Here is a 22,395-nt window from a genome sequence, read left to right as displayed (position 1 = left end):
CGCAGCCATGACCGAGTTGTCGCAAGTGTCAGTGACGGCACTCAAGGGTGTCGGCGAAGCCATGGCCGAGAAATTGGCCAAGGTCGGCCTGGAGAATCTCCAGGACGTGCTGTTTCACCTGCCGCTGCGTTATCAGGACCGCACCCGCGTGGTCCCGATCGGTCACTTGCGACCCGGGCAAGACGCCGTGATCGAAGGCACGGTCAGCGGCGCCGACGTGGTCATGGGCCGTCGCCGCAGTCTCGTGGTACGTATCCAGGACGGCACCGGCGGGCTGAGCCTGCGCTTCTATCACTTCAGCAACGCGCAGAAAGAAGGCCTCAAACGCGGCACGCGCATTCGCTGCTACGGCGAAGCGCGGCCCGGTGCATCGGGGCTGGAGATTTACCACCCAGAGTACCGCGCGATCACTGGCGACGAGCCGCCGCCGGTGGACGAAACCCTGACCCCGGTCTATCCGCTCACCGAAGGTTTGACTCAGCAGCGCTTGCGCCAACTGTGCATGCAGACCCTGACCATGCTCGGTCCCACCAGCCTGCCCGATTGGCTGCCGACCGAGCTGGCCCGTGACTATCAACTGGCGCCACTGGCCGATGCGATCCGCTACCTGCATCACCCGCCCGCCGATGCCGACGTCGACGAGCTCGCCCTCGGTCATCACTGGGCGCAACATCGTCTCGCCTTCGAAGAACTGCTGACGCATCAACTGTCCCAACAGCGCCTGCGCGAAAGCATGCGTTCCCTGCGCGCGCCGGCGATGCCGAAAGCCACTAAACTGCCGGCTCAATACCTGGCCAACCTGGGGTTTACGCCGACGGGCGCGCAACAAAGGGTCGGCAACGAAATCGCTTACGACCTGAGCCAGCACGAGCCGATGCTGCGGCTGATTCAGGGCGACGTTGGCGCGGGTAAAACCGTGGTCGCCGCCCTCGCCGCGCTTCAGGCGCTTGAGGCCGGTTATCAGGTTGCGTTGATGGCGCCCACCGAAATCCTCGCCGAGCAGCACTTCATCACCTTCAAGCGCTGGCTCGAGCCGCTGGGCATAGAAGTCGCGTGGCTGGCGGGCAAGCTCAAGGGCAAGAACCGCGTGGCTGCGCTGGAACAAATCGCCAGCGGCGTGCCGATGGTGGTCGGCACCCACGCGCTGTTCCAGGACGAAGTGCAGTTCAAGAACCTGGCGCTGGCGATCATCGACGAACAACACCGTTTCGGTGTGCAGCAGCGGTTGGCGTTGCGGCAGAAAGGCGTCGGCGGGCGGATGTGTCCGCACCAACTGATCATGACCGCCACGCCGATTCCTCGGACGCTGGCCATGAGCGCCTACGCCGACCTCGACACCTCGATCCTCGACGAACTGCCGCCCGGCCGCACCCCGGTCAACACCGTGCTGATCACCGATACCCGGCGCGTCGAAGTCATCGAACGCGTACGCGGTGCCTGTGCTGAAGGGCGTCAGGCCTATTGGGTGTGCACGCTGATCGAAGAGTCGGAAGAGCTGACCTGCCAGGCCGCCGAAACCACGTACGAAGACCTCACCGCCGCCCTTGGCGAATTGAAGGTCGGGCTGATCCACGGCCGCATGAAGCCCGTCGAGAAAGCCGCCGTCATGGCTGAATTCAAGGCCGGCAATTTGCAACTGTTGGTCGCCACCACGGTGATCGAAGTCGGCGTCGACGTCCCGAACGCCAGCCTGATGATCATCGAAAACCCCGAACGCCTCGGCCTCGCGCAACTGCACCAATTGCGCGGCCGCGTCGGTCGAGGCAGCGCCGCCAGCCATTGCGTGCTGCTTTACCATCCGCCGTTGTCACAGATCGGTCGTCAGCGGCTGGGCATCATGCGCGAAACCAACGACGGTTTTGTCATCGCCGAAAAGGACCTCGAACTGCGCGGCCCCGGCGAAATGCTCGGCACTCGCCAGACCGGCCTGCTGCAATTCAAGGTCGCCGACCTGATGCGTGACGCCGATCTGCTGCCCGCCGTGCGCGACGCTGCCCAGGCATTGCTGGAGCGCTGGCCGGATCACGTCAGCCCGTTACTCGACCGCTGGCTGCGCCATGGGCAGCAATACGGCCAAGTGTGAGCACCGTCGCAGTTTCTGATCCATCGCACTGAGCAAGCTGGTTATACTCCTGCAATTGTTTGAATACGGATACAAACCATGACCGAAGTTGCCCTCGCACCCGCTACCCCGCAAGCCCCGTCGGCTGTTCGGCTGCTGCTGGGCAAACTGGGCATTGCCTACGAAGAAGTCCTCGACCACCACGGTCTGAACGCCGCGCGCAAAGTGCAGGCTGTTCTGGTGGACGATGCCGTAGGCGCCTTGATGGTACTGTTTCCGCAAAGCCAATTGCTCGACCTCAATCGCCTCGCCGAGCTGACGGGTCGCCGTCTCACCGCCGTGTCCAGCGAACGCCTGGTAAAAATGCTCGGCAAGCACAACCTGAGCCTGCTGCCCGGCCTGCCGGCGCTGGCCAGTTCGCCGTGCCTGTACGAAGAAAGCCTGCTGCGCGAGCCGAAATTGTTGATCAATTCGGGCGAGCCGGGCGTGTTGCTGGAAGTCACCAGCGAAGCGTTCAAAACCCTGTTGACCAAGGCCAGCGCCGCCAACTTCGGCGAGGCCCTGACCAGCATCCGCCCGAACCTTGACCGCCCCGATGATGACCGCCAGGAAATCACCCAGGCCGTTCAAGCGTTCACCGCGCGGCGCATCCAGCAACGCCTGGAATCGACCATCGAAATTCCGCCGCTGGCCGAGACCGCGCAGAAAATCATCAAGCTGCGGGTCGACCCCAACGCGACCATCGACGACATCACCGGCGTGGTCGAAACCGACCCGGCCCTGGCCGCGCAAGTCGTGAGCTGGGCGGCGTCGCCGTACTACGCCTCGCCGGGCAAGATTCGTTCAGTGGAAGACGCCATCGTCCGGGTGCTGGGTTTCGACCTGGTGATCAACCTGGCGCTGGGCCTGGCCCTGGGCAAAACCCTGAGCCTGCCAAAAGACCACCCGCAACAGACCACGCCGTACTGGCAGCAGTCGATCTATACCGCCGCCGTCATCGAAGGCCTGACCCGCGCCATGCCACGCGCGCAGCGCCCGGAAGCCGGCCTGACCTACCTCGCCGGCCTGCTGCACAACTTCGGTTACTTGCTGCTGGCCCACGTGTTCCCACCGCACTTCTCGCTGATCTGCCGCCACCTGGAGGTCAACCCGCACCTGTGCCACAGCTACGTCGAGCAGCACCTGCTGGGCATCAGCCGCGAACAGATCGGCTCATGGCTGATGCGCTACTGGGACATGCCGGAAGAACTGGCCACCGCCCTGCGCTTCCAACACGACCCTGGCTACGACGGCGCCTACGCCGAATACCCGAACCTGGTGTGTCTGGCCGTGCGTTTGCTGCGCAGCCGTGGGATCGGTTCCGGCCCGGATGAAGACATCCCCGACGCCCTGCTCGAACGCGTTGGCCTGAGTCGTGACAAAGCCGACGACGTCGTCAGCAAAGTGCTGGAAGCCGAAGTGCTGCTGCGCGAACTCGCGTCGCAATTCTCTCAGGCCTAGAAAGCTTCGCGGGCAAGCCTCGCTCCTACAGAACGTGTTGTTCATCCCATTGGGAACAACCTGAACCCTGTAGGAGCGAGGCTTGCCCGCGAAGAATCCACCTCGGTCTAACTGACCACCTCAAACCTTGGCTTTTGCCTTGGCCTTGCGCGGCTTCAAATACTTGGTCAAGCCCTGGAACCAGATCACCAGCGCCGGGTTGCCCTTGATCTGAATCGACTTGTCCTGAATCCCCGTCATGAACGCCAACTGCTTGTTCTTCGCCTGCATCGTGGCAAAGCCATACGCGGCATCTTTAAAGGCAATCGCAAACGCAGGCTCGGCATACACGCCCGACTTGCTGGTGATGCGCTGGCCCTTCACAAAGAAATGCCGTGCCACTTTCCCGTCCAGGGTCTGTAGCTGAAACACCAACTCCTTGTCACCCAACTGTTGCTGAAACGCAGGGTTGGTCCGACTGGCCTTGCCCATCAACAGACCCAGCATCCACAGCAGAAAACGAAATTTCATGCGCACAGCCTCAAGAGAAAAATGAACGGCTGGCGCAGTGTAGCGGCTTCAAGCGAGAACGCCACTGTTGCGAAGCGTTAGGAGAAGATGCCCGTGTTTTTGGCGTCAATGACTACCAAGTCACGCAAGTCCTATTCGCTAACCTCCCTGAAAAACCTGTAGGAGCGAGTTTGCTCGCGATGGACCTGAGGGCGACGCGTTAGCCCAGCAAACACGCGTTATCGTTGACGCCCATCGCGAGCGAGCTCGCTCCTACAGGGGCATCGTTTACGCTCGAAGGCGTAGACGTTGCAACAAAGACGAAGGGGCGCCCATAGCGTCACGCAATTGGGCGGCCGTGATGGTGCGCTTGGCCACATCGAAAGCCAGCGCCGTTCGCATGGCTGGCCAGCAGTGTCTGGGTAGATTCTTTGGCGCCCGGAGCTTGCGATCTAAATGTCCATCCTGGGCTGCGGTCGAAGGCAAGCGGCGGAACGGGTGCTTGCCGCTCGCCAATTCATACAGCACGCACGCCGCGCCATATACGTCAGCGCGGGCCGATAACGGCTGGCCGTCGAGCAATTCAGGCGCGGCATAGCCCGGGGTCCAGGCGTTGAAGCGGTTGCGGCTCAGGTGCGGAAGACCGGGCAGAATTCCCGCCTCTGCCTGGCCCAGCCCGAAGTCGAACAGGCGCACGCCTTCTTCGCTGAGCATCACGTTGCTCGGCTTCACGTCGCCGTGCAGCACGCCGCGACTGTGAGCGTAGGCCAGCGCATCGAGCAGCGGCAACGCGATGTCGCGCAACTCTTTCCACGGCAAACCCAGAGGCCGCTCGCAAAGCAATTTGTCCAGGGTCAACCCACGCATGAGTTCCATGATGATGAAGGCGCGCCGGCAGTCAGTGTCCACTTCAAAAGTGTGCAAACGCAGCACGTTGTTGTGGCGCAGACGTCGGTCAGGACGAACTCGCTGAAGAGCAAGGCGCTGGCGTCCGGCGAGTCGGCAAATTCTTCGCTGAGGATTTTCAGTGCGATGTAAGGGTCAGGATCGCCGAACTGCTCGCTCAGCAAATCCCGTGCACGGTACACCGCGCCCATCCCGCCGGCGCCAAGCAGACGCTCGATGCGGTAACGGCCTGCCAGCACGTCCGGCATTTTACCGACGCTAACCTGGGTCGGCGCCAGCGCGGGCTCTGCTTTGTGCGACTTGGCGAACGCAAAGTAAGTCAAGTTATCGGTGTGCTCTACGCTCCCTCGTAGGTCGTCGAGCGGCGGCATGAGCTGAGTCACTTTCGGATCACCACGGCGGTCAGATTATCCCGTGCCGAGCCGCGCAGGGCGCCATCGAACAGACGTTCCAGCGTGATGTGCGGCGCGGTCAGGCTCAGGGCATTGCCCAAGGCTTCGCTGCTCAGCCCTTGGTACAAACCGTCGCTGCACAACAGAAACGCATCGCCGGGGTAGACCTCGATTTCGAGTACAGCCAGGGTCAAATGCTCGGCCGCCCCGACCGCACGGGTCAAGGCATGGGCAGAAGGATGCGCCTTGGCTTGCTCGACGCTCATCTGTTGCTCGTCGATCAGTTGCTGTTGCAGCGAATGGTCCCGGGACAGCTGATACAAACGCTGACCGCGCCACAGGTAGCAGCGGCTGTCGCCGGCCCAGACACAGGCCGCGCGATGGTCTTCCAGCAGTAGCGCCACCACTGTGCTGCCCATGATGCTGTCGTGGCGCCCGGCCGTGACGGTCAACTCCTGAGCCAAACGGCGATTGAGCCAATGCAGGCACTGGCGTACGCCTTTAAGTCGTTCGTCAAAGTCCTCCTGCACTGGCAATTCCGCCAGGCTGGCGACGATCAACTGGCTGGCAATGTCGCCACCCTGATGACCGCCCATACCGTCCGCGACCACCCACAACCCCTGCTGCGGGCAATCCAGAAAAGCATCTTCGTTGCGCATCCGGACCTTGCCCGCGTCGGTACGCGCGGCGCTGCGCCAAGGCCTGGCAACTTGCATCAGAGCTGCACCGGCATACGGAAGGTGCGCAAGACGCCCATGTCAAACGGGTTCGGTGTGCGTTGGCTCGACAGCAAGTAGTTGGCGCGCAGGCCACCCACATCAGCTTTCAATACCAGCACGTCGCGACCGCTCAGGTATTCGGTCTGCATCAAGTCGAACAGACGGAACAGCGACCATGGACCGGTGTTTTTCTCGATGCCGATCGGGCGGCCGGCCATTTTGTCGAGGACCAGGCTGGTGCGACCGTCTTCGGCGTCGGTCGGCCAATTGAACGACACCGGCACGATCGGGCCGTGTCGGTATTCGATGGTTTTGTCGCCAAACTTGAACTCGGAACGGCTGACGGCTGGGTCGAGGGTGTACGGCTCCAGTTTGAACTGTACGTACGGTTCGGCCGGGTTGATCGAGAAGAAACTCTGGCGGATCACTTGCGCGGCAGCCATTTGATCGAGGTAAACCTTGGACACCGGCAAGCTGTGCCCATCAATGCTGCGCAAGCGGTAGTGGCCTAGATCACCGCTCACAAACGGACGCAGGTAGTTCTCGAAAAACCGATCGGCGATGCCCTGAGCCTTGAAGAACTCGCGGAAGTCGCTGATCGCAACGTCGCTGGTGCTGTGGGCACTGAACGGATAACGCTTGTTGATCGCCTTGCCATAGAAACTGTACAGCTCGCGCTGATAACGCTGGTTCAGGTACCGGTAGGCATCGTTGAGCACCAGGCGCCAAGTGTCTTCGGCCAGCACGTTGAACCACACACTGACGGGCCGCGGCAGGCGACTGGAGGCATTGCGCAAGTTGCTCAGTGCATCACGCTGGCCGCCCATGCGGATCTTGGCCATTTCGAACGCGGCGTGCTCCGGCGCGCTCGCACGGGCCAGGCTCGCCAGTTGCATGTGCAGTTCGTTAAGCGCCGTCAGTGCGGGCGTCAACTCAGCGGTCGGGCCGTTGTGTTCATCCAGTAAACGGTGCAGCGGCTGGAAGCGTCGTTGCAGGGATTTCTTTGCGGTGTCCGGCAGATTCAACGCCATGTCCGATGCTTTATCAGCAGCGGCTGCAGCGAGTTTTCCGAGCTTGCCGCCCTTCTCTCCGAGCTTTTCAGCAGCCGCGACGGCGACCTCAGCGCTGTCCCCGATCACCTGAAAGCGCGTGTTCTCGCGCACTTCCGCCAACAATTGCAGCACGGGGGAGTTGGCCGAAATCAGGCCCGCCAGTTGCTCCGCGCCTTCGCCGGCATCGTTGATGGGTTGCAGGGCCACCTGGCCGACCGCTTCACTCCAGAAATTGGCGTAGTCGCGGAAGTACAGTTGCTCGAGTTCAACCATCAGGCGGCGTAAATCCATGCCGCTGATACCCGCGCCTTCGCCCAGCACCCAATTGTCCCGCAGGATATCGGTGACCAGCACCGAGCCCTGGACCGAGAAATACTGTTGATAACCCTGCTGGGTGTAAAACCCCGGGATCACGTAATCGATACCGACAAACAACGCACCCTGTGGACCCAAATGTTGGTCGAAGCGGTATTCCGGCAAATGGCGGGCCTGCTCGCGCAGCATTCGGTAAACCACGTTCGCCAGCGACTCGCTGCGCAAGACCTGACGCGCCTGCGCCACCAGTGGCTCGTTCAGCGGGTAGCTAAACGGTTGCTTCAGCAAACGCTCGAAGTGCGTGTTCAAACCGTTCTGCACCGCCGTGTTGCCGGGGTAACGCAGGGACCAGTCGCTGGCGACCCGATCCTTGAGCCACGTTGCATCGCGACGATCTTCCATGTTCAACATCAGGTACGCGCGCAGGCTGTTGAGCAGGCGTTCGCGGTCCTTGATATTGGCGCGGATCTGCCCTTCCAGAAGCGTCGCGACCCGTGGCAGCAGTTGCGCCTCAAGCTCACGCTCGTAGGCAGCCTTGACCACCGGGTTGGCCGCCTCACCCTGATACAGACCGCCACGCTCGTGGTACGACACGTCACCTTTTTTCGGGAAGACCTGAGTCGCCGCGTAGCGGATATCGAGGGACTTGAGCACTGACATCGAGTCATCACGCGCGGTCTGGGCCGAGTCCTGCTGAGTCCAGGTGTGAGAAAGATTGCGCAGACTTTCCAGGCGCTCGTAGTTGGCGGAGAAACCACCCGCCCACAACACACCGAACAGGCCCAAGGCCGCCAACGCACCGACGTACAGCACACGTTGCCCCCAATGAATTCGACGGCGTTCGCGCTTGTCCAGACCCGCCAGATCGGCTTCGGGGAAAATCACCCGGCTGAGCACATGGTGAATGAACCGCGAACGGCCACTGCGCAGCGTTGGCAGCACACCGGCGTCAATTTCCAGACTGGCGCCGATGCTCGCGGTGGTCGGGTCCAACTGCTGGGTCAGGCGCGGGGCGCTGGTCAGGTAGAAACCGCGCAACTGGCTGAAGCGCTGGTAACGGTTGCCGGTGAACGCCATGTCGACGAACAGGCACAAGCGCTCGCCGATCTGCCCCAGTTGATGCGGGAAGTCGAGGATGCGGCCACGACGCTGAGTGTCGCGCTCCTGGTGCATGCGCATGATGACCTGGCTGTTCAGGCGCCGCAGCAGTGCCTCGAACTCGGTGCGCAATACGGCGACGTCGCTGCCACTCTGCTCATTGCGAAAGCTGGTCCCGAGCACCTGGTCGCTTTCTTCGCGGGTCAGTTGATCGAAGAATTCGTCGAAGCCGAGCAGTTGGTCAGCCTTGCTCAGCACCAGATAAATCGGCAGATCGACGTGCAACGTCTGATGGATTTCTTGCAGGCGAGCACGCACTTGGTAAGCCAGCGCTTCGAGCCCCGGCTCGGCGGGGCCCTGCAACATTTCCACCGGAATGGTCACCAGCACCCCGTTCAACGGGCGGTTGCGACGACGCTTGCGCAGCAACTCAAGCAAGGTGTTCCAGGCGCTGCTGTCGACTTCGGCATCCGGCTGGGTGAGGTAACGGCCGGCGGTGTCGATCAGCACGCCGTGATCGGCGAAGTACCAGTCGCAATGAGCGGTACCGAGGGTGTCGCGGGTCAGTTTGCGGCCGATCTTGTTGATCGGAAACTCAAGGCCAGAGAAGTCCAGCAAGCTGGTCTTGCCACTGCCCTGCGGGCCGATCAGCAAATACCACGGCAAATCACTGCGCCAGTGCTCACTGCGACCGCGATAAAGGCTCGAGGTCTTCAGGGTTTTCAATGCCGCGTTGAAACGCACGCGAAGCACTTTTTGCTCTTTGTCGATCTGCGCTTCACGGCGGAGATGATCCTGGCCAACTTCGCTGTCTTCGAGCGCTTTTTTACGGATGCCAGCACGCCAGCTGACGAAGACCATGGTCAGGCCCCAGATCAGGAACAGCACACTGATAGTCAGCAAGCGGGAGCTCGACCCTTCCCAGAATTTGTAGTCATTGACCGCCAGCAGCGGCCCGACGAACCACACCAGCAGCGCTACGAACAGTACCAACAGCAAGGTCCAGAGCCAGGTCTGACGCAAGAATGTGCCAACTTTCTTGAAAAACTTTTTCATCACACATCCCTGTTTACGGCAGCGGCTGAACCGCCGCCGGATCAAGCGGCTGGTAAGGTCGCAAAACGGTTTCGCGTTGCTCGCCCAATACCCAGGCGAAACCCGAATACATCACCGCCAGGCAGGCCATGGTGAACAGCACGACCATCCACGCCGGCACGATGCGCACCAGGCTGCGGCGCCGATCGCTCAAGCCTTGCCAATGGGGCGACAGTTCACGAGGCACGTCGCCGCGCAACTGACGAATCTGGCGATACAAGGCATCGCGGATGCCGTCGAGTTCGAGCATGCCGCGCGTTTGCACGCGGTACTTGCCCTCGAAGCCCAAGGACAGGCACAGGTACATCAGCTCCAGCATCGGCAGGTGCTTGACCGGATTTTTCGACAGGCGATCCAGCAGCTGGAAAAACTTCTCACCGCCGAACGTTTCGTTGTGGAAACTGCTCAGCAGACTCATCTGCGACCACTCGCTTTCGTTGCCCCACGGTGTCGTCACGACCGCTTCGTCGACAACCGTGCAGAGCAAGTAACGGGCGGTAATCACCTGGCTGCTTTCGGCACCGTTGTGCTGCGCATGCACGTCAAACAGTTTCAGTGCGGCGCTCAGTCGCACTTTGAGCGCGTGCAGGTCTTCGCGGGTATCGCCGCGCTTGAGGCGCACCACTTCCGACAACAGATCGGCCCCCGCTGCCACCAGCGGGTTCAGGCTGATATTGAAGGACTGCGCCGGCCCCAAACGTGCGGTGTAGATCATCCGCTCCGCCAACTGCTCGATACGCGGTGGCGTAGCGAAATCTGTCAGCGGACTGTGCGCCGGACCGTGGCCCTGGAGGTCGAGCAGAACGGTTTTGTCGTCCTGGTAGTTTTCCCTGTCCTTGATCATGTCGGTCAGTTCCTGATGGCCCAGAATTTCAGTTCAAGCTCGGCAAATTCCCCGGATACGTGGAACGCAAAGCCGCCTGAGCGCTCAAGTTGCGCCAGGTCTTCGGCACTGAGTTCGAGAATGAAATAGGTTTTGTTGGAGTGAAACGCGATCTGCCGAGGGGCCACCGGCAGGGGTTTGACCTTGAAGCCAGGCAGATGCAGGTTGACCAGCTGGCGAATGAGCTCCACCGGGCCGACCTTGAGATGGGCCGGCAAGCGATGGCGCAGTTCTTCGGGGTCGCAATGGGCACTGGCCGCTAGTACGAACGACGCCGACCCGAGCAGTTTGTGATCGAGCAACGGCGAGACGATGATGCCGTACTGACGCGCTTGCAGTACCAGCTCGATGGCGTGCTGTTCGAGCACCATCGACAGCACCTGACGAATCGCTTCCATCAATTTACGAAAGCTCGCGCCCTGGTCGCTGTGCTGGTAACGGCTGTCCAGACGCGGGCGCTTGCTGTCGCTGGAAAACGTCGCCAGCTCGCCGAGCAGGGTCAGCAGTGTGCGGTACAACGCTTCCGGGTGAATCTGCTCCAGGCCGAGGTAGTGACGCAGCAATAGCTCGGTGCGGTTGATCAGTTGCAGCATCATGAAATCGCCGACCTCCGCGCCACCGACCTTGCCGTTGGAGCGAATCCGCTCGGCGATGGTGTCGCCACGATGACCCAGCATGCTGATGACTTCTTTGAGGCATGACAGCAGATAGCTGGACGAATGCGCCTGAATGAAGGTCGGTACGAAGTCCGGGTCGAGGCTGATCACGCCGTCGGGCGTGGTATTGAGCACTTCGCAGATCTTCAGCTTCACATAAGCCTGATCGCTCTGCTGCTCGCCGAGCAACAAACGAAAGTCTGGACGGGCGCAGCTGACCTGGCTGGCGGAGTCGTCGCCGGCGTTGGAGTCGGCCACTTGTGTTTCGTAGGTGGTGTAGCGCGCCAACACATCGGCTTGCTCTGGACGGCGCGACTCGATGTGGTTGCCGGTGACCAGCGGCAGCGCCAGGTAAATCGGCGTTTTGCCGGTGTTCGGCGGCACATCCAGCGCCAACGGCTCAGTACTGCCACTCAGCTCGAACAGGCTGCCGTCCGGCAGAATCCCCGAGGCCTGGCTGATCACCAGTTTGCCCATATTGAGGTACTGCAAGTCGATGTCCAGGTTCAGGAAACCCCAGGTGTAGTTGCCCAGCAACTGGGTGCGGGTCTTCATCTGATGGTCGTAGTAGCGATCGTTGTGCTGGAAGTGCTGCGGACGCAGGAGCATGCCTTCCTGCCAAATGACTTTGTCGGTATTCATGGTCAGTCATCCGCCTTGGCGAGCGTTTCGTTGCTGTGGCGGATTCCGGCCTGGTCGAGCGTGAGGTCGGCCTCGGTGACATCCATCGGGGTGAGTTGCACCGTGTAGCGCCATTTGGTTTCCGGCAGGTCGCGATAGGCCGCGAGGATGCCTACATAACGACTGCCCTCTTGCACACTGAGCTTGAGCTCGACGGTTTCTCCCGGGCGTAGCTCGAGTTCTTCGCTGGCCACCAGGTCCGGGGCCAGGGATTCCCTGGCACGCTCATAGAGGCTGAAAAAGTCGGCGTTCTCGAAGGCCACCGGGTGTTTGAGTTCGAACAGGCGCACGACGATGGGAGACGGGCGACCGTTGAGGTCCGGGTTCAGCTGATCGCTGGCGGTGAGCTTCACGTTCAGCTTGGTCACGTGAGAAAACGGTGACAGCGACGAGCAGCCAGCCAGCACCAACAAGGCCGTAAGCACAGTCAGCGTCTTGAAAAAAGCGGTCGAGCAGCGAGACATGCGCATCATCCTTGGTGGTCGGTGTGAAGGGCGGAAATCAAACGGATCTGTTCTTCGTAGGCCTGAGCGAAGTCGCGAGCCAGCAGGCGTTCGCTCCAGTCATCGTCCTGACGCAGGGCCTGGTGATAGCGACCGTAAGCTCTCCAGCGGCTGCCGGACGTGGCGAGCAACGGCTTGGTGTCGCGCTCGAAGCGCAGGGTCAATTGTTGTGGCGAGAAGTGTTCCAGCGTGCCGCGAACAGCCGCGCGAGTGGCGGTGAGCAACGCCACCTGATGCGCCTGCAAATCACCGAAGGCACGAGAGATTGCATGCTCGGCGGGCAACTGGCCCGGCTTGCCCGGTTGCAGCAAAATGCCCAACGCGTCACTGGCGTCGACCGCGAATTTCAGCGGATTCTTGTGGCTGCCTTGCACAGTGGTCTGCGCCAGACGCAGTTCGTTTTTCAGCTCGCTGCGGGTACGCAGGCTCTGCTGTAAACCGCCGACACTCTGTTTGAGCAGGCGTGCGGCATTCATTGCCAAGGCTTCACGGGCGTCGTGGTCGAGGCTATTGAGATCCACGCCCAATGCGGCGCCGAATTGCTCCCAGAAACCTTCGCTCTGACGCTCGAAAGTTTTCGGTGTTGGCGCCGCGACGGGTTCGGCGGGGGCGTCGATCAGCTCCGGTACCATCAGGCATTCCATGTCGATACGCGCATAGTCGGCGCGTTGTTTCGACGCCTGACGCGGTTCGTTGAGCGCGCTCAGTTCATCGATTTCCGAGTACACGTGCTCTTGCCGGTCGAGGGCGTTCAGCGGGTCGAGTTCGAGGAACGCGTCGTCCGGAATGGTGCTGCCCGCGGCTTGCGGCCGGCCGGCTTCAACGTCGAAGGTCGCCGGGTCGCGCACCAACCGCGCGCGAACCTCGAAATCACCCAGCACATAGACGCTGCCGTGTTCGACGCGCATCGCTTCGCCTTTGCAGAGACGCGCGCCGCTTGCGCTGTCTTGAATACCGTTGCTGCTGGTATCGGTCAGGAAAAACGCGCCGTCGCAGTAACTGATCAACGCATGGTGGTTGGACAGGTGACGCTTGCGATCCGGAATGATCCAGTCGCAATCCTCGCCCCGGCCAATCACGCCGCCCGCCTGCTTGAAGGTTTTCTGGCACAAGTCCGTGGGCACGAACTGCTTGGTGTTGAGCATTTCGAAAACCAATTCCATGGTGATACTCCTTGCGGTCACTTGCCGCGATTGACCGCCTGCGGATCGCCCAAGGGGCGATAGGTGTCGTCGTTGAATTTGTAATTGCCGCTGCAGCCACCGAGGCCGCATAGAACGACGAAGGTCAGCAGGACGGCTTGCCAGTGACGAACAGACATCAGAGGGTCTCCAGGGGTAGACGATGCACAGGGCGCCGGCCCGTTCGGGCAACGCTGCAATAAGCGGATGAGGTGGAATCGACGTTCTGTTGCTTAGCCATCGAAGGCACCTTGATTGATATTCAGGCGCCCGAGGCGATAGAGCAGCGTGCGGCGTGGCAGCCCGAGTTCACGGGCCGTGTGGGTCTGGTTGCCGTCGTTTTTGCGCAGGCAATCGAGCAACAGGCTGCGTTCGACCTGCCCGAGCCGTTCACGCAGGCTCAGGCTATTGCCTTTGGGCATGACATCGATGCGCAGGGAAAAATGCTCGGCCAGCAGCTCGCCGCCTTCGCATAAAAGCACCGCACGCTCGACCAGACCTTTGAGCTCCCGGACGTTGCCGGGGAAGGCATACGCGCACAGGTGATCCAGCGCGGCATCGGACCAGCGCACCGCATCCCGTTGCAAGAACGTGCAGGCCTTGTCGGCAAAGTGGCGGGCCAGGTCGAGGATGTCGCCTTCACGCTGACGCAGGGCCGGCAGCTCAATCGGGAATTGCGCGAGGCGGTAGTACAAGTCCTCGCGGAATTTGCCTTCGCTGACCAGCAGCGACAAATCCCGGTGAGTCGCGGCGATGATGCGCACGTCGATTTTATGGGTGGCGTTGGAACCCAACGGACGGATTTCACCTTCCTGCAAGACACGCAGTAATTTGGCTTGCAGGGACAACGGCATGTCGCCAATTTCGTCCAGCAGCAAAGTGCCGCCGTTGGCCGCGTCGAACAGCCCGGCGCGGTCGCGGTCGGCGCCGGTGAATGCGCCTTTGCGATAGCCGAACAGCTCACTCTCCAGCAGGTTTTCGGGGAACGCCGCGCAGTTCTGCACGATGAATGCCTGTGAGCGTCGCGGGCCGCCGTCATGAATAGCTCGCGCAACCACTTCCTTGCCGGTACCGGTCTCGCCGCGCAACAACACGGTGTAAGGGCTGTTCAGCACTTTACCGATCAGCGAACACGTCTGGCGCATGGCGAAGCTCTTGCCGATCAGACCAAAACCATTCGCGCTCGGAATGCTCATCGGTGCCGGTCGTACGTCGCCAGAGGGTCGGTGGTGCCGTTGCTGCAGACGCAATTGACCCAGCATGAACGAACCCAATTGACCCAGGGAATCGGCAAAGCCCTGCAGCTCGGTATGCCGGTGACTGGCACACACCAGTAACCCTTCGACGGCCTCCTGCTGGTTGATCAACGGCACGCACAGGAGCGACTGCCAAGGCGTGGCCTGCGGCGGCAAAAAGCCGGTTTCATGCAGGCTGCCACTCAACTCGCTGAGGCACACCACGCGTTTTTTGCACAGGGCGAATTGCAGCAGTTGTTCGCCGTTGTAATCCGTCGGCAGGCTCGTCGCTTCCCGGGGTTGCAGGATACCGTTCAGGCACTCGGCATTCATTCCCAGTCTCGCGTGAGTGGCGTCCAGCAGGTACAGCTGCGTCAGCTCACAACCGCTGAGCTCAGCCAACCCGCACACGAAATCCCCCAGCAGGGCTGCGCCGTCCGCGGCCCTCGACAGGCTGGAGAACTGCGCCAGCAACGCTTCGGCATACACCAGCGGCTGTGGCACTTGAGTGAACATCACGCCCACCTCAAGCGAACTCGCAGATGACGCCGGCATTGCCGTCGAGGGTTGCGTGGACGCGTTTGAGGCTTTCGCCGGCGGCCATCGCATCGAGCAAACGATCGGCTATCAGTGGCAGCACGTGCAGGTCCAGCAAGTGATCGATCAGGCGTGCGCCGCTGTCGCTTTGGGTGCAGCGTTCGGCCAAGTGATCGACAAGGTCCCGGGAGTAAGTGAAATCCAGCTGACGACGGTTCAGCCGTTCGCTCAAACGGCCGAGTTTGATTTCGATCAACTCGCGCAGCACCTGACCGCCCACCGGGTAGTAAGGCACCACGCGCATCCGCGCCAGCAGCGCCGGTTTGAAGTGCTTGCTGAGGACCGGGCGGATGGTTTCCTCGAGCACTTTGGCGGTGGGCCGCGCGCCGTTTTCGCAGAGCTCGCTAATGTGCTCGCTGCCCAGGTTCGAGGTCATCAGGATCAGCGTATTGCGGAAGTCGATCTCGCGCCCTTCCCCGTCATTCGCTACACCTTTGTCGAAGATTTGGTAGAACAGGTTGAGCACGTCCGGGTCGGCTTTCTCGACTTCATCGAGCAACACCACCGAGTACGGTTTCTGTCGCACGGCCTCGGTGAGCATGCCCCCTTCGCCATAACCGACATAACCCGGTGGCGCACCGATCAGACGCGAGACGGTGTGCTTTTCCTGGAACTCGGACATGTTGAGGGTGGTGATGAAACGATCGCCGCCATACAGCAAATCGGCGAGGGCCAGCGCCGTTTCAGTCTTGCCGACGCCGCTCGGGCCGACCAACAGGAACACCCCTACCGGCGCATCCGGTTTGTTCAGGCCGGCAGCGGTGGCGCGCATCGAGCGATCCAGGGCGTGAACGGCTTGCTCCTGACCGCGAATGCGCGAGCGCAGGTCAGTGGCAAAACTCGCAACCTTGGCATTGTGTTCGCGGGCCAGTTGCGCCAGCGGCACGCCGGTCCAGGCGCTGATCACTTCAGCCACCAGACGCGGGCACACTTCGAAACTCACCAGCCGTTCTTTGACTTGGGCATCGGTCAGGGTTCGGTGGGTTTCGTTCAGTGCGGCTTCCAGGGATTTGACGCTCTGGGTTTCATCGATGGCAGCCGTTTCACGGGCCTTGGCCAGTTGCTGACGCAGGTGCAGCAGGCGCTCGGCCAGGTCTCGCTGTTCGATCCAGAGGGTTTCCAGCGCGCCCCTTTCGTCTTCGGCGGCGGCCAGTCGATCTTCTAAAGCGTCCAGCGTTTCATGATCGATCAGCAAACCTGCTTCAGCGTCGCGGCGCAGGGCCTGACGCTGACGGCCACCTTCGGCCAATTCGCCTCGCAGATGCTCAAGACTTTCCGGGGCGGCGGCGAGGCTGATGCGCACGCGAGCACATGCGGTATCGAGCACATCGACGGCTTTGTCTGGCAGCTGGCGACCCGCGAGGTAACGGGCAGACAGCTCGGCCGCCGCCACCACGGCGTCATCGCGCAGGTAGATGCCGTGGCTCTTTTCATACACCTGAGCCAGGCCACGAAGGATGGTCACCGCTTCGCTGACCGTTGGCCACCAGCAACGCATCTTGCAGCCACTGCACCAGTTCCGGGGCAAACACCGGATTGCGCGAAGCGCTGTGCTCGACCCGCGATTGCAACGCGGCGCTCAGTTCACCGGCATCCACTTCGGCGTCTTGTACTGCGCGAGCGAGCAAGCCTTGCGGGCGCTCCAGCAGGCCCAGCAGCAGGTCTTCGACGAGGATCTTGCTGCCGCCACGAGCGACGCAGCGTTCGGCAGAACTTTCCAGGTCACGACGGGTTTCGGCGTCCAGCGCCTGGATCAGTTGTTGCAGGTCTACGGTGATCATTGGTCATCTGTCCTTAATGAATTTTGCTGCCCAGGGTCACTACGCCGTCCGCTTTTTCGCGGCCGAGCCAACTGGTCCATCCCAGCCGACAGGCGTTCTGATCGCCGATGCGCAGCTCACGGATTTCTTCCTGGCGCAGGACCAGGCGCATGTCGCAATCAAGCGGGTCACGCAGGGTGAAACGCACCAGCGCGCACAGCGGCTGGTAGCCGAAACCGATCGGCAGGAATTCGTGAAAGCGCCGCCAGTCGAGTTCGCGGATGTGAATGCGGAATTTGCCGCTGCGGTCGCGCACGTGTTCGCCCAGCACCAGGTTTTCGCCGAGCAGGCTGTTGGCGTGCCCCAAACAATTGCGTTGTTCGTCGAGGATTTCGACGCGGCGCTCGATGCACTGCTCGATGGTCAGTTCGGCATGCTTGAAGTAGTAACGCAGCACCGCTTCGATCAATGCCGCCGAGTGCGCCCGCAAGCTGAGCAGGCCGAGGTAGGGCAGCAGGCGTTTCCAGTTCAGTTCCTGGGCTTTGCGGATCTCTTCGCCGCCGAGGCCGATCAATGCAAACAGCTGCGAAGAAAACGGATCGAGGGCGCCACTCTGGAAGCTGGCGCGGTAACGGTATTTTTGCCAGATCGGCAGCATCAGCCGTTGCAGGCGATGGTGGAACAGGTCAAGGAAGTTGCGGGTCGGGTTACCGTCTTCGCTATCGCCCAGCGCTTGTTCACCGTAAAACGCCGGCAGCGGCGAACCGGCGCCCACCAGGCCAATCAGGTTGAACCGCAAGCGCGCGCGCAGTTGCCCGTGCTCTTCGAAAAACGCCACGCGATCGACATCGCTGCCGGGGAAACCCAGGCTCGGATTGGCCTGGAATTCCAGCTGGTCGTACAGGTCGTCTTCGCTCAGTTGCGGGTGCGCCTCGCGCAACCGGTCAACCACCAGCAGCACGGCCTGAAACAGCGAGTACTCGCGTATTACCCGGGTCAGCCCATTCAAAGCAGGGGCTGCAGGCCCATTCGTGGTGTCCATTGGTACACCTCTCCTTGTGTACTTTTCACCCGCAACTCGTGGTACGAGTTGAGGCTGGCGTAAAGCGCGAAAAACTCGTTGAGAACCGACGCGAACACGAACACATCGCCTTCGCCGATATACCCTTGCGGGTCGATGGTCAGCTCGGTGCGCAACCCGCGTACCGGCAATCCTCGGTGCAATCGGTCAACGTGCTGGTGCTTGATCGACTTGAGCCCGCCCAGCAGGCGCAGGCTGACTTTTGCCGCGTGTTGGTCGTAGTAGCGCGGCAGGTCGTAGGTTTCGAGAATCACCTTCAACGCGTTGACGTCGGCCAGGGACAGGTAGTTAAGCGACATGTTGCTGATCAGCTTCCACAGGAAGTCACGGTTCAGCGGCGGCGCGAAACTCGAGGTGGCCGGGGTAATGTTGCGGAAGCTCAAAAATTCCGGCGTCTTGTCGCCGGCTCGGCTGATGTCGCCGAGCTTGAGCTTGCGCGGCAGGTTCTGGTTGGTGCACATCAACTCGATCGACAGGGTTTCGTGGGCTACGGTTTGGCGCAGACTAAAGCTCAGATGGGTGTCCAGGCCGTCGTGCAGCGAAGATGGACGCTGGCGAATGCTGTAATGGGGACGGCTGGTGGGGACGTCGAAACTCGGGTCGTGCTCGAAGGATTCGAACGGCACATAGGCCTGGTAACCGTGGCCGCCGGGTTTCCAGCCAGTGACACTTTCCACCGAGAAGACCCCGCAGCTTTCCAGGTTGTATTCGGCTGGCAGCAGCAGGTATTCGTCCTGCTTGCCGTCGAGGCGGATCGGCATTGCATCGTGCTTGAACAGGTTCACGATCGGCGTGCAGTAGAGCTTCACGTTGTCCAGGGTCGGGCGCAGTCGCTGGATGCCACTCTTGCGAATATCGAAGCGCAGTTCCAGGCCACGCATCTGCTTGAGGGTGTCTTCCGGCAAGGCCTTGAGCAGGTCCAGGCCGTTGATGTCGACGAACAGGAACTTGTCCTGGAAGGCGAAATATTCCTGCAGGTAGCGATAGCCGCGGAACGTGTTCAGAGGGTAGGGAATCAACGCCTCTTCTTCGGCAAACCCCACCGGTTGCACCCGGTCGCCGGGGATCTTGAACGCCATCGGCGTGTCGTTGACGCCATTGATGGGCTGACCCGCACCGTCCAGCGGGATCAGCTCGATGCCTTGCAGATTGCGCAACAGGCTGAGGTAAAGCATCTGGCTGATGTAGCGCTCACCCGCGAAGTGCAGACGCAGGCGACTCAGTTCCAACTCGCCCAAGTGCCCATCGGCGCTCATCTCCAGACGCAGGCTCAGGAGCGAACCGTCCCCCTTCACCGAGTACGTCAGCGCGGCCAGATCCAGTGGCAAAACCTCAGTCGGATAACAGGTGTGGAAACGGCAATGCACGCCGTCGATCGGCACACTTTCAACCGGCGTTTCACGCTCCACCACCAACGCCGGACCGGAACGCGTCATCGGATCGAATTGCAAAATGCTGAACGCCGGCACCGGCCGCATGTAGTTGGGCCACAGCAGGTGCATCAACGAATGGCTGAGCTCCGGCAACTCGTCGTCGAGCTTCTGGCGCAGGCGACCGGTCAGGAACGCAAAGCCTTCAAGCAACCGCTCCACGTCCGGATCTCGCCCCGCCTGCCCCAGGAAAGGCGCCAACGCCGGGCTACGCTCGGCGAATCGACGACCTAACTGGCGAAGTGCGGTGAGTTCGCTTTGGTAGTAGTGGTTTAAGGACACGCGCAGTACCTGTTGGTCATTGGCTGACGTTGACTTGGCCGATGCCATCCAGGCGCGCGGCGAAACTGACCTGGCGCTTGAAACCCTCGACTTCCAGCAAGCCTTCGATACTGAAGGACAGGCGAAGCTGATCGTGTTCACGCGGCAGGGAGATGACACGCACGTTGCTCAGGCGTGGCTCGTAGGCTTCGATGAAACGTTCGATGGCCAGGCGCGCCTGACTCAGGGAGTCGTGCAGGCTCAGGCGCATGTCATTGAGATCGGGGAGCCCGTAGTCGGACAGCGTTTGCACACTGCCCGCACGGGTGCTGAGCATCTTGGCCAGATGGGCAGCCACGGACGCCATGGCGCAAACTTCAAGACTCCAGCCGACGCGTTTTTCTGCGTCGCCCCCCAGGCGTTCGAATAGGCTGCCGTATCCGGTCATGCGCTCGCTCCGCTTACTCTTTGTCCAGCTTGCCCACCAGCGACAGGGTGAAATCGGCACCCATGTATTTGAAATGCGGGCGCACATTCAGGCTGACGCGGTACCAGCCAGGCTCGCCTTCAACATCGCTGACGACGATTTGCGCAGCGCGCAGCGGACGCCGGCCACGGACTTCGGCGCTCGGGTTTTCCTGGTCGGCCACGTACTGGCGGATCCACTTGTTCAGTTCCAGTTCGAGGTCGGTGCGTTCTTTCCACGAACCGAGTTGCTCGCGTTGCAGCACTTTCAAGTAATGAGCCAGGCGGTTGACGATCATCATGTAGGGCAGTTGTGTGCCGAGCTTGTAGTTCAGCTCGGCCGTCTTGCCTTCAGCGCTGATGCCGAAGAACTTCGACTTCTGCACCGAGCTGGCGGAGAAGAACGCCGCGTTGTCGCTGCCCTTGCGCATGGTCAGGGAAATGAAGCCTTCCTCGGCCAGCTCGTATTCTCGACGGTCCGACACCAGTACTTCGGTCGGGATCTTGGTTTCGATTTCGCCCATGCTTTCGAAGTGGTGCAACGGCAGGTCTTCAACGGAGCCACCGCTCTGCGGGCCGATGATGTTCGGGCACCAGCGAAATTTGGCGAAACTGTCGGTCAGCCGGGTGCCGAACGCGTAGGCAGTGTTGCCCCACAGATAGTGTTCGTGGCTGTTGGCGACGGTTTCCTTGTACACGAACGATTTGACCGGGTTTTCTTCCGGATCGTACGGGTTACGCAGCAGGAAGCGCGGTACGGTCAGGCCAACGTAACGAGCGTCTTCCGATTCGCGAAAGCTCTGCCATTTGGCGAAGTGCGGGCCGTCGAAGTGATCTTTCAGATCCTTCAGGTCCGGCAGGCCGGTGAAGCTTTCCAGGCCGAAGAATTTTGGACCGGCAGCGGCAATGAACGGCGCATGGGCCATGCAGGCAACGCTGGACACGTACTGCATCAGCTTCACGTCCGGCGAGCTTGGGGACATGAAGTAATTGGCAATAATCGCGCCCACCGGCTGGCCACCGAACTGGCCGTATTCAGCGGTGTAGATGTGCTTGTACAGGCCCGCCTGCATCACTTCCGGCGAATCTTCGAAGTCGTCCAGCAAGTCTTCTTTAGAGACGTTGAGGATTTCGATCTTGATGTTTTCGCGGAAGTTGGTGCGCTCGACCAGCAGTTGCAAGCCACGCCACGAGGACTCCAGGGACTGGAAGTGCGGGTGATGGAGGATTTCGTCCATCTGATGACTGAGCTTGGCATCGATCTCGGCAATCATGCGATCAACCATGGCTTTCTTGACCGGCTCACCATGGTTCTGCGGCTTGAGCAGCTCCTCGATGAACGCCGACACACCGCGCTTGGCGATGCCGTAGGCTTCGTCGTCCGGGGTCAGGCGGGTTTCGGCGATGATGCTGTCGAGAATGCTGTATTCGCCGTTCTCGTGACTCTTTTGCTGCGCTGCGCTGGTGCTCATAGTGTTGGCTTCCTTGGCTGATGGAGACTCAAGCGTTCTGCGCTGCGGCGTTCAGGCCCAGCTCACCCAGTACGCGTCCGCGGGATTCGTCGTCGGCGAGAACGCCTTCGATGGCTTTGCGGAACGCAGGCGCGTTACCCAGCGGGCCTTTGAGGGCGACCAACGCGTCGCGCAGTTCCATCAGTTTTTTCAGTTCAGGCACTTGCTGGACCAGGCTGGCCGGGTTGAAGTCCTTCATCGAGTTGACGCATAGCTGCACGCCCAACTCATCAGTGCTGCCCTCTTCCTGAAGACGGTTCGGTACGCTCAGCGTCAGTTGCAGCTCTTGCTTGGCCAGCACCTCGTCGAAGGTCATTTTGTCGATGCTGATCGGCTTGCGATCTTCGACTTTGCGTTCGTCCTTGCGGTGGGTGTAGTCACCGATTGCCAGTAATTTCAGCGGCAGTTCAATCTCTTCCTGAGCGCCGCCGGTGGCAGGTTTGAACGTGACGTTGATGCGTTCCTTGGGGGCTACCGAGCCTTCTTTGGCCATGGCTAATTTCCTTGCGGTTGTGGCCCGTGG

17 protein-coding genes and 1 pseudogene are annotated in these 22,395 nt (G+C 61.1%); 2 read left to right on the top strand and 16 right to left on the bottom strand.

Features of this window, described 5'->3' with window-relative positions; translation table 11 throughout:
* Nucleotides 1–7: 7 nt before the first annotated feature.
* Both recG and ACIPL2_RS10575 read left to right on the top strand, forming a co-directional pair.
* Nucleotides 8–2,083, top strand: coding sequence for an ATP-dependent DNA helicase RecG (recG, locus tag ACIPL2_RS10580; protein ID WP_401355819.1), 2,076 nt, complete (start codon nt 8–10; stop codon nt 2,081–2,083).
* Nucleotides 2,084–2,161: 78 nt separating this feature from the next.
* On the top strand, nt 2,162–3,562 hold the full coding sequence (locus ACIPL2_RS10575; protein WP_401355818.1) for an aminoacyl-tRNA deacylase and HDOD domain-containing protein: 1,401 nt from the start codon (nt 2,162–2,164) through the stop codon (nt 3,560–3,562).
* Nucleotides 3,563–3,682: 120 nt separating this feature from the next.
* On the opposite strand, the gene ACIPL2_RS10570 is transcribed toward ACIPL2_RS10575, so the two are convergent.
* The 16 genes and pseudogenes from ACIPL2_RS10570 to tssB form a co-directional block, all read right to left on the bottom strand.
* On the bottom strand, nt 3,683–4,072 hold the full coding sequence (locus ACIPL2_RS10570) for a helicase (protein WP_401355816.1): 390 nt from the start codon (nt 4,070–4,072) through the stop codon (nt 3,683–3,685).
* 267 nt (nt 4,073–4,339) lie between these two features.
* Complete coding sequence (locus tag ACIPL2_RS10565; protein WP_401356149.1) at nt 4,340–5,059, bottom strand: serine/threonine-protein kinase; 720 nt, start codon at nt 5,057–5,059, stop codon at nt 4,340–4,342.
* Between the two features lie 277 nt (nt 5,060–5,336).
* Nucleotides 5,337–6,065 (bottom strand): PP2C family protein-serine/threonine phosphatase, encoded by a 729-nt coding sequence (locus tag ACIPL2_RS10560; RefSeq protein WP_401355812.1) that lies wholly within the window; start codon nt 6,063–6,065, stop codon nt 5,337–5,339.
* Entirely contained in the window at nt 6,065–9,589 is a 3,525-nt protein-coding gene (gene tssM, locus ACIPL2_RS10555; RefSeq protein WP_401355810.1) for a type VI secretion system membrane subunit TssM, read from the bottom strand. The genes ACIPL2_RS10560 and tssM overlap by 1 nt, the downstream gene beginning before the upstream one ends.
* 13 nt (nt 9,590–9,602) lie before the next feature.
* Nucleotides 9,603–10,472 carry a type IVB secretion system protein IcmH/DotU gene (icmH, locus tag ACIPL2_RS10550; RefSeq protein WP_401355808.1) on the bottom strand — a complete coding sequence of 290 codons (870 nt, stop codon included), beginning with the start codon at nt 10,470–10,472 and terminating at the stop codon, nt 9,603–9,605.
* Between the two features lie 5 nt (nt 10,473–10,477).
* Complete coding sequence (tssK, locus tag ACIPL2_RS10545) at nt 10,478–11,809, bottom strand: type VI secretion system baseplate subunit TssK (RefSeq protein WP_401355806.1); 1,332 nt, start codon at nt 11,807–11,809, stop codon at nt 10,478–10,480.
* Between the two features lie 2 nt (nt 11,810–11,811).
* The gene (gene tssJ, locus ACIPL2_RS10540) at nt 11,812–12,312 is read right to left on the bottom strand and encodes a type VI secretion system lipoprotein TssJ (RefSeq protein ID WP_401355804.1); all 501 of its coding nucleotides are present in this window, start codon (nt 12,310–12,312) and stop codon (nt 11,812–11,814) included.
* A gap of 5 nt (nt 12,313–12,317) precedes the next feature.
* Complete coding sequence (gene tagH / locus ACIPL2_RS10535) at nt 12,318–13,514, bottom strand: type VI secretion system-associated FHA domain protein TagH (RefSeq protein WP_401355802.1); 1,197 nt, start codon at nt 13,512–13,514, stop codon at nt 12,318–12,320.
* A 17-nt stretch (nt 13,515–13,531) separates the two neighbouring features.
* Complete coding sequence (locus ACIPL2_RS10530; RefSeq protein ID WP_401355800.1) at nt 13,532–13,672, bottom strand: type VI secretion protein; 141 nt, start codon at nt 13,670–13,672, stop codon at nt 13,532–13,534.
* A gap of 93 nt (nt 13,673–13,765) precedes the next feature.
* Nucleotides 13,766–15,283, bottom strand: a complete 1,518-nt coding sequence (locus tag ACIPL2_RS10525; RefSeq protein WP_401355794.1) for a sigma-54 interaction domain-containing protein — start codon at nt 15,281–15,283, stop codon at nt 13,766–13,768.
* Between the two features lie 10 nt (nt 15,284–15,293).
* Nucleotides 15,294–17,145, bottom strand: a pseudogene (locus tag ACIPL2_RS10520) (AAA family ATPase).
* Nucleotides 17,146–17,158: 13 nt separating this feature from the next.
* The gene (gene tssG / locus ACIPL2_RS10515; protein ID WP_401355792.1) at nt 17,159–18,166 is read right to left on the bottom strand and encodes a type VI secretion system baseplate subunit TssG; all 1,008 of its coding nucleotides are present in this window, start codon (nt 18,164–18,166) and stop codon (nt 17,159–17,161) included.
* The gene (gene tssF, locus ACIPL2_RS10510) at nt 18,130–19,917 is read right to left on the bottom strand and encodes a type VI secretion system baseplate subunit TssF (protein ID WP_401355789.1); all 1,788 of its coding nucleotides are present in this window, start codon (nt 19,915–19,917) and stop codon (nt 18,130–18,132) included. Before tssF ends, tssG begins: the two co-directional genes overlap by 37 nt.
* Nucleotides 19,918–19,933: 16 nt before the next feature.
* The gene (gene tssE, locus ACIPL2_RS10505; RefSeq protein ID WP_401355786.1) at nt 19,934–20,344 is read right to left on the bottom strand and encodes a type VI secretion system baseplate subunit TssE; all 411 of its coding nucleotides are present in this window, start codon (nt 20,342–20,344) and stop codon (nt 19,934–19,936) included.
* A gap of 13 nt (nt 20,345–20,357) precedes the next feature.
* Nucleotides 20,358–21,833: a type VI secretion system contractile sheath large subunit gene (tssC, locus tag ACIPL2_RS10500; RefSeq protein ID WP_401355784.1), complete on the bottom strand. Its 1,476-nt coding sequence runs from the start codon at nt 21,831–21,833 to the stop codon at nt 20,358–20,360.
* 28 nt (nt 21,834–21,861) lie between these two features.
* Nucleotides 21,862–22,365: a type VI secretion system contractile sheath small subunit gene (tssB, locus tag ACIPL2_RS10495; RefSeq protein WP_401355782.1), complete on the bottom strand. Its 504-nt coding sequence runs from the start codon at nt 22,363–22,365 to the stop codon at nt 21,862–21,864.
* Between the last annotated feature and the right edge of the window lie 30 nt (nt 22,366–22,395).

The sequence above is a fragment of the Pseudomonas sp. NPDC086251 genome (assembly GCF_044746405.1).
In the GTDB taxonomy this organism is placed as follows: Bacteria; Pseudomonadota; Gammaproteobacteria; order Pseudomonadales; family Pseudomonadaceae; genus Aquipseudomonas.
This window is presented reverse-complemented; position numbering and strand designations above follow the sequence as displayed.